The sequence below is a fragment of the Pseudomonas sp. AC242 genome (assembly GCF_979258655.1).
Genome location: NZ_OZ409873.1, coordinates 2,244,060 through 2,263,139 on the forward strand (window position 1 = coordinate 2,244,060; position 19,080 = coordinate 2,263,139).

14 protein-coding genes are annotated in these 19,080 nt (G+C 57.5%); 1 reads left to right on the plus strand and 13 read right to left on the minus strand.

The features are described from left to right. Positions 1-167: 167 nt before the first annotated feature. A complete protein-coding gene (locus ACZZ0A_RS10245) occupies positions 168-1,469 on the plus strand; it encodes an OprD family porin (RefSeq protein ID WP_007912132.1) in 1,302 nt (433 codons plus the stop codon). Positions 1,470-1,524: 55 nt separating this feature from the next. Here the strand turns inward: ACZZ0A_RS10245 and ACZZ0A_RS10250 are convergent, their stop codons facing one another. The 13 genes from ACZZ0A_RS10250 to ACZZ0A_RS10310 all read right to left on the minus strand — a co-directional run bounded on the left by ACZZ0A_RS10250 (position 1,525) and on the right by ACZZ0A_RS10310 (position 19,060). Next, positions 1,525-2,145: a transglycosylase SLT domain-containing protein gene (locus ACZZ0A_RS10250; RefSeq protein WP_007912129.1), complete on the minus strand. Its 621-nt coding sequence runs from the start codon at positions 2,143-2,145 to the stop codon at positions 1,525-1,527. A 45-nt stretch (positions 2,146-2,190) separates the two neighbouring features. Further along, entirely contained in the window at positions 2,191-3,129 is a 939-nt protein-coding gene (locus ACZZ0A_RS10255; protein ID WP_007912128.1) for a carbohydrate kinase family protein, read from the minus strand. A 13-nt stretch (positions 3,130-3,142) separates the two neighbouring features. Beyond that, on the minus strand, positions 3,143-4,639 hold the full coding sequence (gene xylB / locus ACZZ0A_RS10260; protein ID WP_007949745.1) for a xylulokinase: 1,497 nt from the start codon (positions 4,637-4,639) through the stop codon (positions 3,143-3,145). 294 nt (positions 4,640-4,933) lie between these two features. Next, positions 4,934-6,406, minus strand: a complete 1,473-nt coding sequence (locus tag ACZZ0A_RS10265; protein ID WP_007914977.1) for a mannitol dehydrogenase family protein — start codon at positions 6,404-6,406, stop codon at positions 4,934-4,936. A gap of 15 nt (positions 6,407-6,421) precedes the next feature. Beyond that, complete coding sequence (locus ACZZ0A_RS10270) at positions 6,422-7,525, minus strand: ABC transporter ATP-binding protein (protein ID WP_007949744.1); 1,104 nt, start codon at positions 7,523-7,525, stop codon at positions 6,422-6,424. A gap of 135 nt (positions 7,526-7,660) precedes the next feature. Further along, positions 7,661-8,491: a carbohydrate ABC transporter permease gene (locus tag ACZZ0A_RS10275; protein WP_007914972.1), complete on the minus strand. Its 831-nt coding sequence runs from the start codon at positions 8,489-8,491 to the stop codon at positions 7,661-7,663. A gap of 8 nt (positions 8,492-8,499) precedes the next feature. Then, positions 8,500-9,426 carry a carbohydrate ABC transporter permease gene (locus ACZZ0A_RS10280; protein ID WP_007914969.1) on the minus strand — a complete coding sequence of 309 codons (927 nt, stop codon included), beginning with the start codon at positions 9,424-9,426 and terminating at the stop codon, positions 8,500-8,502. A 173-nt stretch (positions 9,427-9,599) separates the two neighbouring features. Then, a complete protein-coding gene (locus ACZZ0A_RS10285) occupies positions 9,600-10,910 on the minus strand; it encodes an ABC transporter substrate-binding protein (protein ID WP_007914967.1) in 1,311 nt (436 codons plus the stop codon). 342 nt (positions 10,911-11,252) lie between these two features. Then, complete coding sequence (locus ACZZ0A_RS10290) at positions 11,253-12,158, minus strand: AraC family transcriptional regulator (protein WP_007914965.1); 906 nt, start codon at positions 12,156-12,158, stop codon at positions 11,253-11,255. A gap of 68 nt (positions 12,159-12,226) precedes the next feature. Beyond that, a complete protein-coding gene (locus ACZZ0A_RS10295; protein ID WP_007914963.1) occupies positions 12,227-13,114 on the minus strand; it encodes a PI-PLC domain-containing protein in 888 nt (295 codons plus the stop codon). 118 nt (positions 13,115-13,232) lie between these two features. Continuing rightward, complete coding sequence (locus ACZZ0A_RS10300; RefSeq protein ID WP_007914960.1) at positions 13,233-14,543, minus strand: glycosyltransferase; 1,311 nt, start codon at positions 14,541-14,543, stop codon at positions 13,233-13,235. 82 nt (positions 14,544-14,625) lie between these two features. Then, positions 14,626-18,519 carry a hypothetical protein gene (locus ACZZ0A_RS10305; protein ID WP_463542981.1) on the minus strand — a complete coding sequence of 1,298 codons (3,894 nt, stop codon included), beginning with the start codon at positions 18,517-18,519 and terminating at the stop codon, positions 14,626-14,628. Between the two features lie 178 nt (positions 18,520-18,697). Next, positions 18,698-19,060 carry a response regulator gene (locus tag ACZZ0A_RS10310; RefSeq protein WP_007914955.1) on the minus strand — a complete coding sequence of 121 codons (363 nt, stop codon included), beginning with the start codon at positions 19,058-19,060 and terminating at the stop codon, positions 18,698-18,700. Positions 19,061-19,080 lie beyond the last annotated feature (20 nt).

A 19,080-nucleotide genomic window follows, 5' to 3' on the forward strand; every position in this document is an offset into this window, starting at 1 on the left:
CTCAGTCAGATTCAGACTAAAGTCGCCTGTAGCACGTCAAAGCCATCTGCCATCATTGCCGTTCACCCCTGCGTGTTCACTTTCTCCCGGTCAATCTGACCCGGGACGGGAGCTATTTTTCTGGCTTGTTGCGCGCTTGCGCAAACGCTGCATTGTTGGAGTTTTTCATGCGTCCCCCATTTCCCCTCATCACCCCGCGCCAGTCGTTTGGCTTCGGAGCCTTTGTGCTGTGCGCAGGTTTTACCGCACAGGTTCAGGCCAGCGGATTCTTTGAAGACACCACGGCGAAAATCGAATCGCGCACGGTGTACTTCAACCGCGATTTCCGTGATGGGAGCACCTCGAACGCTCAGGGCGCCTCCAAGCGTGAAGAGTCGGCACAGGGCTTTATTCTCAACCTGCAATCGGGCTACACCGAAGGTACGGTGGGTTTTGGTATCGATGCGCTGGGCATGCTTGGCTTTCAACTCGATTCCAGCCCGAACCGCAGCAACAGCGGCTTGCTGCCTTCCAGTGGCAACGATCCGCGCGGCTCGAAAGGCCAGTACGCGAAAATGGGCCTGACCGCCAAGGTCAAAGTCTCGGACACCGTGCTGAAGTACGGCGCGCTACTGCCGGATCTGCCGTTGCTGAAATACAACGACGGCCGTTTGCTGCCGACCATGTTCAATGGCGCCATGCTCACTTCTAAAGAGCTGAAAGACCTGACCTTCATGGCCGCGCGTCTGGACAAGTACACCGCGCGTGATTCCACCGATTCGCAAGACATCCGCGTGCACTGCAAGAACAAGCGCTACGCCTGCAACACCACCGCCGACCATTTCGACATGTACGGCTTCGATTACAAGATCAACGATCGTCTGACTGCGCAGTATCACTACGCTGAACTGGAAGACATCTATCGTCAGCACTTTGTCGGGCTGTTGGGTAATCAACCGTTAGCTGGCGGTGTACTTAAAGCAGATCTGCGGGTGCTGAAGAGTGCCGATAGCGGTGATGCCAAGGCCGGTTCCATTGATAACCGTGCGTTGAGCGGCATGTTGTCGTATGCGCACAGCGGCCATACGTTCAGCGCCGGTTGGCAGCGTATGAACGGCGACAACTCGATGCCGTACCTCGATGGCAGCAATCCGTATCTGGTCAACTACGTGCAGGTCAACGACTTCGCCGCCGCGCAGGAACGTTCGTGGCAGTTGCGTTATGACTATGACTTCAAGGCCATTGGCATTAATGGTTTGAGCTTCCTGACCCGTTATGTGAACGGTGACCACATCAAGGTGTTGGGCAGTGATCAGGAAGGCAAGGAGTGGGAACGCGACAGCGAGTTGAAGTATGTGATTCAGACGGGCACGTTCAAGGATGTGAGTCTGCGTTTGAGGAATGCTACGTATCGCACCAATTATGAGAAGTTTGCCCGGGATGTGGATGAGACCCGGTTGATTGTGAGTTATAGCTTCTCCGTCCTGTAAAGACCTCCATTGTAGGAGCAGCCTTCGGCAGCTCCTACACGGGATCCCGAAGCTGTTATAACCAATGCCAGAACCGGCTCCAGAATCCGCGATTCAAATCCTCCTTGCACCCGGCATATTGCCGCGCATACACATCCGAACGGTTCTGCACTTTGCGCGCCGTCGGCATCAGCCAGGCTTTGCTCGCGTAAGTCTTGTTGCGGAAGCCGCCCCAGCCTTCGTGATAGTTGAGGTATTGGTTATAGGCGTCGTACTTGTAGACGCCGTTGATCGAATAGGTCTTGTCCATGTACCAGCCGACAAAGTCGATGGCGTCGTCGAAGTCTTCGCGATCGGCTCCGCTGCGACCGGTGCTTTTCTGATAGTCGGCCCAGACTTCATCCTTGGCTTGCGCATAGCCCGATGCGGTGGACACACGGCCCCACGGGATCACCCAGAGCAAGTATTTGCGCGGAGTCTTGGCGTCGTAGCGGTAGCCGGATTCCTGATACATGATCGCGAAGGGCACCTGAATCGGCACGCCCCAGCGTTTTTGCGTGACTTGCGCCGCGTCGTACCAGTCGCTTTTCTCGCGGAAAATCTCGCAGATATCTTCCGGCGAACGGGGCGGCGAGGTGCCGCACCCGCTCAGTAGCGTTGCCAGTGTCAGTAGTCCAAGCGTCTGCCTGTAATTCAAAAGCCGTTATCCCGTCGTGCGCAAAAAGGCCGACAGTCTACGCGTTCAACTCAATTGGTGACGATAGGGCAGATCCGGGCCGGTCTTGCTGCAGGTCAGCGCGGCGGCTTGTACGGCGAACTTGAGCATGGCGTCGATCTGCTCGCGGTCGAGTTGCTGCACGCCTTCGACCGAATCCAGACCGTGCTCGGTCAGCCAGGTGATCAGCGCGGCCTGGAAGGTGTCACCCGCGCCAACGGTGTCGGCGATTTTCACCGAGGCCGCCGGCACCGACCAGTTGCCATGCTGGCGGCTGAACACACTGGCGCCGTCGCCGCCACGGGTGAGGAAGACAATCTGACAGCGGTGTTCGAGCCAGCCTTCGATCACGCGTTGCGGATCCTGTTCGGGGTAGAGCAGGCTCAAGTCTTCGTCGCTGACCTTGATCAGATCGGCCAGTGGCACCAGCGTCGCGATGCGCTCACGCCACAGGTCGATGTTCGGCTCGGGATTGAGGCGTACGTTCGGGTCGAGGGTGATCAGGCGTTTGCCGCTCTCGCGCTGTACCAGCGTCAGCAAGGTGTCGCCAATCGGCTGCACCACCAGCGAGAACGAGCCAATGTGCAAGCCGCGCACCTCAGGACCCAGCGCCGGCAGATGCACCAGACTCAACTGCCGGTCCGCGCAGCCTTCACCGCGAAAGCTGTAGTGCGGCGAGCCATTGGCACCGACGGCGACCATGGCCAGCGTGGTCGGTGCGGCGAAGTCCACCAGATAGTCCGGGCACACACCTTCGTCCTGCAGCACTTGCTGCAAACGACGGCCGAGGTAGTCAGTGGACAGCCCGCCGAACAAGGCCGAGTCCACGCCCAGACGGCGCAAACCGACGGCGACGTTGAACGGCGAGCCGCCGGCAATCGCCTTGAAATTGACTTTCGAGGCCAGACCGCTGGCGTCGTCTTCACTGAAAAAATCAAACAGGGCTTCGCCACACACCAAATACATAATTGTTTGCTCTTTATAGGGTTGCGACATGCTGTTGATAGCGTTCATAGGCCTGCTGAAACGCCGCAACGTTGGCGGCAATCGGCAGGGTTTCGCTGCTTGAATCGAGTTTCACGCAGCGCTGGCACAGGTCGGCGAGGCTGTCTTCGTGGCCATTCGACCAGGATTTGCACCACGCCGCTTGAATCGCTGCGCCAAGTGCCGCGGCTTCGCTTTGTTCGGTGCAGATCACCGGGGTGTTCATGATGTCGGCAACGATCTGCCGCCAAACCGCGCTTTTCGAACCGCCGCCGATCAGGCAAATGCTGCGGCTTTGTAAACCATTGTGGCGGAGCAAATCCAGTCCGTAGCGCAAACCGAAGGTGGTGCCTTCGACGGCGGCGCGGCACAGATTGGCCTGGGTCAGGTTATCCAGCGTCAAGCCGTGCAGGCTGCCGGTGGCGTGGGGCAGGGCGGGAACGCGCTCGCCGTTGAGGAACGGCAGCATGCTCACGCCGTCGGCGCCGATGGGGGCTTGCGCGACGAGGTCGTTGAACTGTGGCAGATCGAGGTTGAACAGCTCGCGAATCGCGCCAGTAGCATTGGTCAGGTTCATGGTGCAGATCAGCGGCAACCAACCGCCGCTGGACGAACAGAACGTCGCGACCGAAGCGTCCGGGCTGACTTTTGGTACTTCGGAATAGGCGTAAACCGTGCCGGAAGAGCCGAGGCTCATGGTGATCGCGCCGGGCTGGATATTGCCAGTGCCGATGGCGCCCATCATGTTGTCGCCGCCACCGCTGGAGACCAGCGCATTGGGGTTGATGCCGAGGTGTTCGGCAATCGCCGGGAGGATGGTGCCGACAGATTGATGCGCGTCTATCAGCTCAGGCAGTGCAGCTTGCAGGCGTCCGCTGGCGTCGATGTCGCGCAGCAGTTGCAAGTCCCATTGGCGGGTGCGCACGTTGAAATAGCCAGTGCCCGAGGCATCGCCGTATTCGCTGCAGGCGCGACCGGTCAGCCAGAAATTCAGGTAGTCGTGGGGCAGCAGAATACGCGCGATGCGTGAGAACACCACGGGGTGCTGTTCTTTGGTCCAGAGTAGCTTCGACACCGTGTAGCCTGGCGCGATAACCACACCGAGGCGTTCCAGTGAGCCTTTTTCACCGCCCAGATGAGTGAGCAGACGGTCGTTTTCGGCGCTGGTTTCGGTGTCGCACCAGAGCTTGGCGGGGCGCAGCACTTCACCTTGATCATCGAGCAGGACCAGACCGTGCTGCTGGCCGGAGACGCCGATGCCGAGGATCGACTGGCCATCGACATTCGCCGCCAACAATGCGCGGCGAGTGGCGAGGGCGAAGGCTTCGAGCCATTGCTGGGTGTCTTGTTCGCGGCGGCCGTTGGCGCCGCTGATCATTGTGTGGGCGGCGGCGCCCTGGCCGATGACTTGACCGCTGGCGGCGTCAAGGATGATGGCTTTGGTGCCTTGTGTGCCGCAGTCGATGCCTAGGAACAGTTGTTGTGTTGTCATGTGTGAACCACTCGGGTGTGGTGAAGATCAAGAGCTTACCCCCTCACCCCAACCCTCTCCCCCAAAGGGGCGAGGGGGGAAGGGAGCTGATCGGGGGGCTGTTCAAAACCTGAGTTCGACTCCGGTTCTCTCAAACCGGGGCTGTTCAAAACCTGAGTTCGACTGCGGTTCTCTCAATCAGGTGCTGTTCAATACCTGAGTTCGACTCCGGACGTTCAGGTCGATGTAACTTGCACAAACCACTCGGTCACCCTAGCCCTCTCCCTCGGGGAGAGGGCTAGGGTGAGGGGCTTTTCAATCCAGAATCCGCTGCAAAGTCCGCGTCACACCCTCTTCGCGCAAGCTGTTGCAGCACCACTCGAACGCCGCGACAAACTCCGCCGAACGCGGTATCGCCGTGCCGAAAATCTCCTCGACCGCCAACAACCGCTGCGTAATTAAAGCATCGTCCGCCACCAACGCCTGACAAAACGCCGCGCGCGGATCCGGGATTGAATAGGTATCACCATTCTCATCCACACCCTTCAAATACAACGCCCACGCCGCCACCACCAACGCCGCACGCTTGGTCTCCTGCCCATCGGCAATCAACCGGTTGATGGTAGGAATGGTGAACTTGGGAAACTTCGACGAGCCGTCCGAACACACCCGCTCAAGCTGATCGGCAATCGCCTGATTGGAGAAGCGTGCCACCAGCGTATTTTTGTAATCCGTCAGATCAATACCTGGCACCGGCGCCAGTTGCGGGGTCACGTCCAGATCCATGTAGGCGCGCATATAACGCACGAACAGCGGGTCATTCATGGTTTCGTGCACAAACCGGTAACCCTTCAAAAAGCCCAGATACGTCAGCGCGAGGTGGCTGCCATTGAGCAGTTTGATCTTCATCTCTTCATACGGCGAAACATCGTCGGTGAACTGCACGCCGACCTTTTCCCAGGCCGGGCGACCGTTGCCGAATTTGTCTTCCAGCACCCATTGAACAAACGGCTCGCAGACCACCGGCCAGGCATCGTCGACGTCGTGTTTGTCCGCCAGTTGCAGGCGATGCGCGGTGCTGGTCATTGGCGTGATGCGGTCGACCATGGCGTTGGGGAAACTGACGTTGGCGTCGATCCAGCTGCACAGATTGCTGTTACGCAGGGTGGCAAACGCCAGCAGCGCCTTGCGCGTCACGGCGCCGTTGTGCGGCAGGTTATCGCAGGACATCACGGTAAACGCCGGAATGCCCGCCGCCCGACGTTTTTCCAGGGCCGCACACAAGAAACCGAACACGGTTTTCGGGTCTTCTGGGTGGGCCAGATCATGCTGAATTTGCGGCAGGTGCGCCATGAACTCGCCGTTGCTGTCGTCGATGCAGTAACCGCCCTCGGTGATGGTCAGCGAGACGATGCGAATTTGTGGGTCGGCGAGTTTGTCGATCAACGCCTGAGCGCCGTCCTCGGCCAGTAGCATGTCGCGAATCGCGCCGATCACGCGCACTTCGGTGTCGTCGCTGTCACCGAGTTCGAACAGGGTGAACAGGTAATCCTGCTCCTTGAGGTCATCGCGAGCACGGCGGTCTTCGGCGCGCAGGCCGACGCCACAAATGGCCCAGTCGAGGGCTTCGCCGGTGTTCATCAAGGCATCGGTGTAATACGCCTGATGCGCGCGGTGAAAGCCGCCGACGCCAATGTGCGCGATGCCTTGGCGCGTGTCGCTAAGGTTGTAGGCCGGCAGTTGCACTTCGGCGGCCAGACGATGGAGGTTCTGTTGGTTGAGTTTCATCGGGAGTTCTCGAAATCAGGCCGCAGCGCGCAGCGGACGGGTCAACGCGATACCTTCGGCATCGAATAAGTGGCAGTGCGCCGGGTCGAGGTGCAGGCTCAGTTGTTCGCCGTAACGGCTGGCCAGATCACCGCGCACGCGCATGGTCAGGGCTTCGCCGGCGTTGGTGGTGACGTGGCAGAAAGTGTCGCTGCCCAGACGTTCGCTGACGTCGGCGGTGACTTGCAGGCTGCAATCACCGGGTTGCGCCAGTTCCAGATGTTCCGGGCGAATGCCGAGGGTCACGGCGCTGCCGACACTGAGGTTGGCAGCATTGAAGGGCAGGGTGATGCGCGTGCCGGCGTCCAGCGAGACTTCGCAGCTCTGGCCGTCGACGCGGGCGATCTTGCCTTTGAGGAAGCCCATTTTCGGCGTGCCGAGGAAACCGGCAACGAAGAGATTTGCCGGGTTGTGATACAGGTCCAGCGGCGAGCCGACCTGTTCGATCTTGCCGCCATTGAGCACCACGACTTTGTCGGCCATGGTCATCGCTTCGACCTGATCGTGGGTCACGTAGATCATCGTCGCTTGCAGGTCTTTGTGCAGGCGCAGCAGCTCCAGACGCATCTGCACGCGCAGCGCGGCGTCGAGGTTGGAGAGGGGTTCGTCGAAGAGGAAGATTTTCGGATTGCGCACGATGGCGCGGCCGATCGCAACACGCTGGCGCTGGCCGCCGGAGAGCTGTTTCGGCTTGCGCTCAAGCATCGGCCCGAGTTCGAGAATGCGCGCCGCTTCGCCGACCTTCTTCTCGACTTCGGCTTTCGGTACGCCGGCCAGATCGAGGGCGAACGACATGTTCTTTTTCACGGTCATGTGCGGGTACAGCGCGTAGGTCTGGAACACCATCGCCAGATCGCGCTTGGCCGGGCTGACTTCGGTGATGTCGCGGCCATCGAGTTCGATGGTGCCGTCGCTGACTTCTTCCAGACCCGCGATCAGCCGCAGCAGGGTGGATTTGCCGCAGCCCGACGGGCCGACGAAGACCACGAACTCCTTGTCGTTCACCTCAAGGTCGATGCCTTTGATGATGGAGAAACCTTCGAAGCCTTTTTGCAGATTCTTGATTTTCAGGTTGGCCATGAGGATGGGCCTCCACATTGTTGTTTTTTTAAGATCAAAAGATCGCAGCCTGTGGCAGCTCCTACAGGAGATTTATGCCGATACGACATTCCATGTAGGAGCTGCCGAAGGCTGCGATCTTTTGCTTTTCAATCTTCATTTCACGGCGCCGAACGAGAGGCCGCGCACCAGTTGTTTCTGGCTGATCCAGCCGAAGATCAGAATCGGCGCACACGCCAGGGTCGACACCGCCGACAACTTGGCCCAGAACAAGCCTTCCGGGCTCGAATACGAGGCGATCAACGCGGTCAGTGGCGCGGCTTTCGACGAGGTCAGGTTCAGCGACCAGAACGCCTCGTTCCAGCACAGAATCAGCGATAGCAGCACGGTCGAAGCGAGGCCACCCTTGGCGATCGGCAGCAGCACGCGGACCATTTCCTGCCACAGCGTGGCGCCGTCGAGACGGGCGGCTTCGAGGATGTCTTTGGGGATGTCCTTGAAGTAGGTGTAAACCATCCAGACCACGATCGGCAGGTTGATCAGCGTGTAGATCACGATCAGCGCGATGCGCGTATCGAGCAGGCCGAAACTCTTCGCCAGCAGGTAGATCGGCATCAGCACGCCCACCGGCGGCAGCATTTTGGTCGAGAGCATCCACAGCAACGTGCCTTTGGTGCGCTGGGTTTCGTAGAAGGCCATCGAGTACGCTGCCGGCACCGCGATCAACAGGCACAGGGCCGTGGCGCTGAAGGAAATCACCACCGAGTTCCAGGCGAAACTGAAGTAATCGCTGCGCTCATTGATGTGCAGGTAGTTCTCCAGCGTCGGCGTGAAGATGAACTGCGGCGGCGTGGCGAACGCGTCGATTTCGGTTTTGAAACTGGTCATCAGCATCCAGAAGATCGGGAAGAAAATCACGATCGCGATGGCCCAGGCCAGGGTGCCGAGCAGCAGGCTTTGCAGCCGGCGGGATTGTTGAAGAGTCATGGCAGGCCTCAGGCTTTGTCAGTCAGGTTTTTGCCGATCATCCGCACCAGAATGATCGCGGCGATGTTGGCGATGACCACGGCAATCAAACCGCCCGCCGAGGCCATGCCGACGTCGAACTGCACCAGCGCCTGGTTGTAGATCAGGTAGGCGAGGTTGGTCGAGGCGTAGCCGGGGCCACCGTTGGTGGTGGTGAAAATCTCGGCGAACACCGACAGCAGGAAGATCGTTTCGATCATCACCACCACGGCAATCGGCCGTGCCAGATGCGGCAGGGTCAGGTGCCAGAAGATTGCGATCGGCCCGGCGCCGTCGAGACGCGCGGCCTCTTTCTGTTCCTGATCGAGGGACTGCATCGCCGTCATCAGAATCAGGATCGCGAAGGGCAGCCATTGCCACGAAACAATGATGATGATCGACAGCAGCGGGTAGTGGGCGAGCCAGTCCACCGGTTGCGCGCCGAACAACTTCCAGAGGTAAGCGAGGATCCCCGAGACCGGATGGAAAATCAGGTTCTTCCAGATCAGCGCACCGACCGTGGGCATGATGAAGAACGGCGAGATCAGCATAACCCGCACGATGCCGCGACCGAGGAACTCACTCGCTTCAAGCAACGCACTGATGAGTACGCCGAGCACCACGCTGATCAACAACACGCTGCCGACCAGCAGCAAGGTGTTGGTCGCACCGGGCATGAAACCCGAATCCGTCAGGAAGTATGTGAAGTTCTCCAACCCGACGAACTGGTTTTCACCGGGGTAAAGCAGGTTGTAGCGGATCATCGAGAAGTAGATGGTCATGCCCAGCGGCACGATCATCCACAGCAGCAACAGGGCCACCGAAGGGCTGACCAGAAACCAGCCGGGATTGCGTACGCGGACTTTGCGCGCAGGCTGCGACAGGTCGATGTGGGCTTTGGCAGTTGAAGTATTCATGGTGATCACAACCAATTGGGTGCAGAAACATGTTCAGGAAAGACAACATTCCTGACATCGGCGCGGCCCCTGTGGGAGCTGGCTTGCCAGCGATAGCAATAGGTCAGCCGACAGCAATGTCGAATGTGCCGGCCTCATCGCTGGCAAGCCAGCTCCCACAGGTTTAGAGGCGGTTACTTGGGATAACCGGCGCGCTTCATCTCGCGTTCAGTGGTTTGCTGCGCGGCAGTCAGGGCTTGATCCACCGTGGTCTGGCCGATCAGCGCCGCCGAGAACAGCTTGCCGACCTGGGTGCCCACCGCCTGGAACTCAGGAATGGTCACCAGTTGAATACCGATGTACGGCACCGGTTTCAGCGTTGGCTTGCTCGGATCAGCCGCTTTCAGCGATTCCAGCGTGACCTTGGCAAACGGCGCGGCGCTCATGTAGGCATCGCTGTAGGTCGAGGCGCGGGTGCCGGGCGGTACGTTGGCGATGCCGTCAGTCTTGGCGACCAGTTCGCCGTACTCTTTTGACGTCGCCCAAGCGCTGAATTCTTTGGCGGCGTCTTTGGCTTTGGAACTGGTCGGGATTGCCAGCGCCCATGAATACAACCAGGCCGAGCCTTTGTCGGTCACTTGATGCGGGGCGAAAGTGAAGCCGACGTGATCAGCAACCTTGCTCTGGGTCTTGTCGGTGACGAACGAGCCGGCGACGCTGGCATCGACCCAGATCGCGCATTTGCCGCTGTTGAACAGCGCAAGGTTTTCGTTGAAACCGTTGCTGGAGGCGCCCGGCGGGCCGGATTTCTTCATGGTGTCGACGTAGAAATTCAGCGCGTTTTTCCACTCCGGCCCGCTGAATTCCGGTTTCCACTGCTCATCGAACCAGCGCGCGCCGTAGGCGTTGGCAACCGTCGTGATCAGCGCCATGTTCTCGCCCCAACCGGCCTTGCCGCGCAGGCAGATGCCGTACTGCTCTTTGTCTTTGTGGGTGAGTTTTTCGGCGAAACCGGCGATCTGCTCCCAGGTCGGACGCTCCGGCATGGTCAGGCCGGCATCCTTGAACAGGTCGGTGCGGTAATAGGTGATCGAGCTTTCCGCGTAGAACGGCAGGGCGTACAGCGAACCCTTGACTGACAAGCCTTCACGCACCGATGGGAACACATCGTCGAGAGCGTAACTGGCCGGCAGATCCTTCATCGGTTCCAGCCAGCCTTTGGCGCCCCACAGTGCGGCTTCGTACATGCCGATGGTCAACACGTCGAACTGGCCGCCCTGGGTGGCGATGTCGGTGGTCAGGCGTTGGCGCAGGACGTTTTCTTCGAGCACGACCCAATTGAGCTTGATGTCCGGATGCTCGGTCTCGAAGGTTTTCGAGAGTTTTTGCATGCGGATCATGTCGCTGTTGTTGACGGTGGCGATGGTCAGGGTCTGGGCGCCAAGGCTGACGCTGCTGAGGGTCATGCAGGTGAGGGCAAGCAGAGCTTTTGCAGTCGGTTGCATCGTGCACTCCTTTTCTGCACCCGTAGGGTTACAGAAGGACAGTTATTGTTTTTGTGTCTTCCTGTGCAGGAAGAATGTGCGCTGATTACAGCCTTCAATCGCAGGGCTGACAAATCATCCCTAACACTTTGATCGATACTTTTTTGCACTGGGCTTTTGTGGGGCGAATGCAGGGAAGGGCTTTTCAGCGCAGAGGTGCTGTCGGATGCGTACAGGTTTCCGGAGTGGCATCGCAACTTGTAGGAGTGAGCCCGCTCGCGATAGCGGAGTGTCAGCCAACATATCTGCACGCTGTCACACCGCTATCGCGAGCAGGCTCACTCCTACAGGGGAGTTGCGTTGTCAGAGATGGTTTTGTTCAGTCAGGCGCTGCACCGCAAGCCGCCGATAGTGCGACGGCGTCATGCCCTTGAGCTGCTGAAAGCGCCGATTGAAGTTGGAAATGTTGTTGAACCCCGATTCGAAACACACCTCGGTCACCGGTTTGTCGCCATCGGCCAGCAGCTCGCAGGACTTGCTGATACGCAAGCGATTGACGAACTCGATGAAATTGCGCCCGGTGGCCTGTTTGAACACTCGGCTGAAATAGGTCGGCGTCATGCCCAGATGCGCGGCGACTTCCTCCAGCGAGATATCGCGGGCGTAGTGGCTGAAAATATAGTCGACGGCCCGGTTGGTACGATCGATATTGTGCTCATCGGCCAGTTGCGGGGTGGTGGCGCCGGACAACAGCTGGAAATCATCGCTGGCCGCGAGCAATTCCATCAGGATAAAGAAGTGCCCGAGGCGGGTGATGCCCTTGCTGTCGGCGATGCGCTGCATCAGCGTCATGGCCTGGCGGATGGTACGTTTGCAGCGAAACTCGATGCCGTACTGCGCACGTTCCAGCAGGGGCGCCAGGGTCTTCAGTTCGGCAAACACCTGGTGGCCACTCTCGAACAACTCGTCGGTGAAGTTGACCAGCATGTCGCGCTTTTCAACGACCTCGTCCTCGGCCACCTGGCTGATCCAGTTGTGCGGCAAATTGGGGCCAGTGAGGAACAGGGTTTCGGGATAGAAGTTGCCAATGTAGTCACCGATAAACACCTTGCCCGAGCTGGCGACAATCAGGTGCAGTTCATATTCCTTGTGGAAATGCCAGCGCACCAGCGGGCACGGAAAACCGTGCTGGCGGTAGATGATGGACAACCCGTTGTGGTCATCCATCAACTCGTATGAAGGGTCGGTCACGCGGGCGGTTCGAGTCATGGCGAGCTACTTTTTTTGTTATCGCCTGCCGATCATGCCTCGTTTCTCGGGACTTGCGCCAGCTTCACTCAAGCGGTCTGCTCGCGGACGCTGCCTCTGGACTTCTCGATGGCTTTTTCCAGATTGGCCATCTGGCAGAAACGTACAATGTTCGAGTTTTTAATAAAGTCGAAATTGATGATGTTGCACTTTTTGGCCCAATCCGATCTGGCTGGGTCAAACCAGTGGTCGAGATCATCCAGAATTCGCTGAGGGCCGCCAATCGAAAAACTGGTTGCTGACAGCGACCACGGGCGAAGTGTGCTGTTGGCAGTGCTCAATACTTCTTTGATGTAACCCTGCAGATCGAGAGAACTGACAAGCTGCTTTCCGATCCACTTGTGCTGGATTCTTCCATAGATACGGTAGTCCTCGGTTTCCCAGGTCATGGGGGCTGCCACCATGATGCGCTGCAATGGGCTGATCGCTTTGAGCTGGCCAAGCGTCAGGTGCAGATTCCGGGTCGGGATCATTCGGTCGCCCAAGTGTTGCAGTATCAACGCTTGAAACTCCGAATGATCGAATGCGTCCTTGCCACTACCCAATTCATGAAAGTCCAGAATGATGAATTCATTGATGTTCCTTTCATAAAAAGCTTTGACGTCGCGTACAAGATCTTCAAGCGTACGGGAAGAAAGGTAGCCGTTGTGGTGGAAGCGGAACTTTGCCAGTCCTTGCGCTTTGTTATCGTAAGTCAGGCGGGCGTCGAGTGCTCGAACACCGCGATTCAATTGTGAATAAAAGGAGACATCCTGGCAGGCGAGCCAGTTTTTACCGGGTATCAGTGCATAACCCGCTTCCCAGTCGCAGCCAGCGTTATGGGCACCCGGCAAACTAAGTTCGAAAAGCGACAAGTTGTCGATTTGCGGCGAATCCGCCATCCATTGATAAGGTTGGAAATTATCAAGATTGTTCATGTTGTACATCCTGCAATTGAAAACGAAAGTTGTCGGAATTGCGCGCGCAGGATGTTTATAACGGGTGCCGGGTGTTCGGCCAAGTTTGCTTTTAATGCAAGTCGTGTAAAAGGCGTACTTATATGTCCGGTGTTTGTTGTGTGTGTCGGTTTTTCGCTTCGATCCATTGCGCCATGTACTGGGTGCTTTTGTGCGAGTGATGACGGAGCATGCTGCCAATGAAGTTGTTGGATCTGAGGTGTTCTAAGTTCCGTTGGCAATAACGCAGTTTTTCAATCAATGCCGGACCATGTACTGGTTGTGGGTAGCGTTCATTCAACAGCGTGTATCCCGCCAGACGAGCGTCCTGCCAGCGCGACTCGTCGTTGTAAAGCGCCACGGCACTGTTGGCGAACTCCACTGCGCTGCTGGTGACTGCACCGGGCCACGCGTGATCGCCCTGCATGGCCTCGGCGCCAATCGGCGTGGTGACACTGGGTGTACCGCAAAGCATGGCGTCGACCAGTTTGCCCTTGATACCGGCACCAAATCGCAAGGGCGCCAGGCAGACTCGCGCGGCAGACATGACCTGCAATGCATCTTCGGCCCAGTTCATGATGTGGAAACCTTCGCGGGCGTTATGCAGCGCTGTGGCTTTCGGCGGCGTATACGCGCCGTAAATGTGCAATTGTGCCTGGGGCAACTGTTGGCGAATCAGCGGCCAGATCGTGGTTTTCATCCACAGCACGGCATCCCAGTTGGGTGCGTGGCGGAAGTTGCCGATACTCAGAAAGTGCGCCCGATCCGCAAATGTTGCAGGTTCGACCGCAGGCGGGTCGATCATCAGCGGGCACCAGTGCAGCAATTGTCGGGGCAAGCCGAACTGCTCGATCAACAATTCGATCTCCACTTCGGAGATCATCAGGTTCAGATCGCAACGATACAGCGCGGCGATTTCACGCTTGGCCAGATCGGTTTCGGCCATCAGTTCGAACTCGTCGCGCAGGGCCGGGGCAAAGACATCACTGAAATCATTCTGGTCAGGATTGACCTTCAGACGAGACTTGAGTCGCTGATGACGCGCATGCCGCAGACTTTGCAGGTCGGAAGTTTCCAGCACGCGCAGCGCCTGAGGGCAGTGTTTTTCAACTCGCCAGCCGAACTGCTCTTCCATCATGAATTGGTCGAACAAGACGATGTCCGGCGCCAGTCCGCTGATGAATTGATCGAAGCTGCTGTTGTTGAGTTCGATCGGCACCTCACGAATGCCGAGTGCGGCAAGATCCGCCTTGTGCTCGCCGGGACCGGCCGGGCTGCTGAAGGTAATGTCCCAGCCTTGTTGCAGGAAGGTTTCGAGGATCTGCATCACATGACCACTGGCCGCGGAAGAGCGCGGCTCGGGCCAGACGTAGCCGATGACCAGGACTTTGGTGTTATCGGGTTGGGTCATGGGGGCAGATCCTTTAAAGCAGGTGAGAAAAAAGGGCGCAATTAAACCACAGCCATAAAGCTTGGATGCGCCCTGTTTCTCTTCACATCGGTTTGGCGAGATTAAGCAACAGCGGCCCCTGGATAAAAGCACCGGGAGCCGTGTTCTTCAAAGCGTTTTCCATGGCCGAGAGGTTGAGTTGAAACGCCGCGGGCGCGGTCACTTGCTGGTCCAGGAGCGAGACAGACAGTGCATAGGATTCCGCATTCAACAATGCGGGATGGTCTTGGACCACTTTTGGCAGCCCGTCCTTGATTCGCTTGAACTCGATGTATTCCTCACGCTTGGCAAAGCGGAAATGGGGATTGCTCAGATTATCCGGATGGGCCCTGTGCGCGTCCCTGGCAAATTCAAGCAGCCCGACGGCATCGAACTCGGCGGGAGTAACCCCGGCAAGCACTTCGCCGTAGTAAAGGTCGAGCGTTCCCGGAGCGCCGTGCGACATTTCATGGACGATGACATCGCCAATGCTGCCATCGTCATACCTGGACACTTGATAGAACTCATCCAGATTGTCCGGGTAGATCGCGAGAAACTGACCTGCGTTTTTATCGACTTTCACGCCAGCGTCCACGCCGGCTCTCCAGTGTTTGTAGGTATCGACACGCAGTGCCGCGAGGATGTCCGGCTCATGCGGGCGGAATACCATATTGGTGAGATCAACGGAGTCGAGATCCTTGCGCATGGCGCGCAAATTGTGGGTGATGTATTCAATTGCTTCGTTAGAGTCAGTGCCAAAGACATGCTTGAGCAGCGAGCGAACATGGTGATCGTCCTCGTGTATGTTGCTGAGCATGCCGATCGTGTTGTCGAGTTTGCTTTTCGCGTGGGGAATGGCTTTGGTCAGATATCCCTGCGTGTAACTGAAGGGCCTGGCGCGAGCGAACAATCGTTTCAACGGCGAGAAATTCCCCAGATTGAGGAACTTCAGGCGCGGCCCCCAGGCACCGCCGACTTTGAGGTTGAGTGCGTGCCAGCGCTTGTTGCGTTGCAGCACGGCAATATCGACGGCCTGGCTCACACCGTCCGCCCCGCGCCAGGTCGCCTGGCGCATATCGGTCAGCCGTTCGAACTTGATCAACTCAGGGGCATTTGCACCGCGCACGAGTTTGCGCAACTGGGCATTGGCGGTTCGCGCCGTACTCAGTGCGTTTTCGCCGACGAAGACGATGCCACGGCCCGCGAGCCGCAGACCTTTGCGTGCCAGTGTCGGCAAGCCATCCAGCGGATTGATCAACGACAGCGCTACACGAGCCACGGCCCTGGAGATTTTCAATACCTTGAGTGTGGTTGACCCGGTCTTGGCGGCGATACTTGCCGCGCTTGCCCCCAGACCAATCAACAAACCGATGACCGACAGGCCATCCAGCACACAGCCACCGATGCCCTCGGAAACCCGATCAGTACGCCCCGAACGGATATCTTCAATACATTGTTTGAACGGCACGATCACGTTGATCGCCAAGCGTTCAACGGTTTCTATGGTTGTGCGCCATTCCTCCAACTCCGTCTGCACATTCAGTGAGGCGTACAGCTCGGCACGGCTGGCCACAGGATGGTGGGTCAGGATGCATTCGGCGATGTCATCGACCTCGCGGGAAAAGAACAGGGAAACCGGTCGATTGTCCGTGGCGGCCAGATTCAGGTGCCAGAGCTTTTCCACCACTACGCGAGACGTCACGCCACCTCGGGGCTCGCTGCCCTCGCTGTAAGCCGCGAAATCGAGAGGCCATTCCACGGCTTTGTTCTTTGCCTGGAAGTCGTACCGGCTGCCGGTGAAGGAGAGTGTCGGGCGAGCATCGATGATCTGCGTGCTTTGCAATAACACCAGTAATTCGGGGCGTTCGCGACACAGACCGCGCAAGCTGAATAACTCATAAGTACGCAATGCATCGTCATTGTTACAGCACAGAATAAGGCCGTTGCGACCTTTCGCTTCGTCACGAGCGAATTGGGTTTCTTCCTGTGGATTGAGTGGATTGACTTCCTTTCTGACGGTGTAAAGCGTCATGTAGCCGTTGGTGAGCGCCTGTCTATCGCGCTCGGGCATGTTCGAAATCGCCATTTTCATGACCGAAGACATTCCCTCGCGCACGTCTTTGTAATAGCAATCGAAGGCTTGATCGAACAGTACGCCAGGCAATTCGAGTTCGGACAATCGGGCAAACGCGTCAGCGGGTGGCTTGAAATCGCTTTGTTGCTGAAATCGGTCTGTCAACTTGCCATTTTCGATCAGGTCGCCGGACAGGTAGAGATCCACTATCGAGAAGCGCAGGCGCAGCAGTTTGTTTATCGCGTATTCGCTGTTGCCGGTTGTGCTAAGCAGCGCATCATAGAACTCGCTGAGAATGCCGGCCGGGTGCGCCGCCTTGAGTCCCTCGAGCCAGCTGCGGTCTTTGAAGCTGCTCAGGTATTTGATGGAGAACCCTTTCTTTTCGAGGTAACTGCCTTCGGGCATCACCTTCTTTAATGCCTCAAGGGCGATTGTTCTGCGCTCGGGGGGCGTTCGCGACAGACCCGTCTCCGATTGGCTGAGGGCCTCCATGTAGCGCTCGAAGTGCGCGGTAGCCTTGACCAGCGTGGGCTTGTCGTAATCTTTTTGGGCTCGGTAGTCGATCACGCCATTGAGTACTGCCCAATTGATCGTCGGGGTGAATCCAGCTACCTGGTGCAGTTCGATTTGTTCGGGGGACAGCGGAGCCAGTTCTGCAAACGCCTTGATTTGGCTATATGTCATCATTCGGGAGGACCCCGGCGAGGCGTGTTCGATCAACGCCACCGCTTGAGCGATGACGACCCAGCCAGGTTTTTCCAGGGTCAGATCAGGCGGTATATCGGCGATCAGAAATTCAGCGGCGGAGCCGGCCAGTAACAGGTGTGCCGCCAGCAGGGCGTAGTCTGGTTCAATCAAGCCTTCGCTAACGAGATGCTGCTCGAGGCTTTCACGCACTTGTGCAGCATGGCGGGTTGCATTGGCCGGTTGATACAGGTCGTAACCGGCGAGGATGGGCGAGTTGGTCCGCGCCTCCAGATCGATGACCAGCGCGGCCTGCAGGATTTCGCGAAGCTGATTGGCGCGCACGTGCTGATCGTCCGTTTCCAGATGCCAGTCGAGGCACTCATGGAGCTTTCGGCCCAGGTCACTGGCAAAGTTCTGCTTCAAACAGTCGGTAATAATGTCGTCCACGTGCTTGCGTTTAGTGGCGATGGGAATCTGCTTGAAATCGGCGAGGGACAGTTTTTTCAGAAGAGTGCTCTTGCCTTCAGTCGCTTCCTGAATGACTTGTGTGATGATTTCGCGTTTGGCGCGCGATAAATGAAACGGTGAATCCGCTTCACTGTTCAGTAACTCGTGGTAATCGCCGGAGTCGGGAGGGGCGGGAAGTTCAAAAATCAAATAGGCGATCAATTGTTTGATGTCGCCAATGGTCTGCGGCAGATTCAAACCTTCAAAGGCAAGCCATTGCTCAATGCCAATGTCGTAACCGGAATAAACATAGCCACCGGTTATTTCCGCAAACTCGGCCAGCATCAGCGTCTCTGCGCTTCCGCCGATGGGTAGCTCATGTTTGGCGTGTTCAAATATTCCAAAGATACTGCCTTCGCCGTCGACACCGATTCTAGCGTTCGCCGGAAAACCATGAATTTCGCAAAGATGCGAGAACTGCTCGGTTTCAATCATTTTCTGCAAGGCATGACGTGCTGGCTCATAGGCTTCATCGAACGTGCTGCCGGCAACGTAGGGGAAAAACAGGTTCTGCAGGCTAAGCCTGGTTGTCTCGGGTAAAGACGCGCTCGCGCTGTACTGCTCAAATGTCAAAGTGGGATGCGAACGTAGAAGGGCAGCATTCAGCGCTTGGGTGATGTTGGCTCTTTCCTGTTTGTCGAAAAGAGAACGATCGACGTATGAAGTTTTATTGATTACTGCGGGGCGCATGTCTTCTATCCTGAGTCGGGTAAGCTTCAAGTGTCTTTGTTAGCGGCGCTGATTTGTCAGGCGCCACAGATCAAAGAGTTGACTCAGGATAGAACTGCGGTGATCAGTAATTACAGGTTTAGTGCGTTGCGAATTATGCGTGGATATAACAAGTTGCTTCGGCTGCTATTTCCTGTTGTTAATTGTTCAATATGGCTTTTACCTTGTCACGCAACTGATCAATTGAAAACGGTTTGCCGATTACATGCATGCCTGCGGGTACATCAATGGATTCGGCATAACCGCTGGCAAACATAATCGGCAGGGCGGGGCGCAGTTTGCGTGCTTCGGTCGCCAGTTCGCGGCCATCCATGCCCGGCAGGCCGACGTCGGTCATCATCAGATCAATGTGCAGACTTGAGTCTTCAAGCTTTTCCAGTGCCTGTTCGCTGCCGTCTGCTTCGAGCACCGTGAACTCCAGCTCCTCCAGCACATCGACGATCAGCATGCGCACGATGTCGTCGTCTTCTACGACAAGGATGGTGGAGGCGGGGGTAGACATAATAAGGCTCTCGAAAGTCA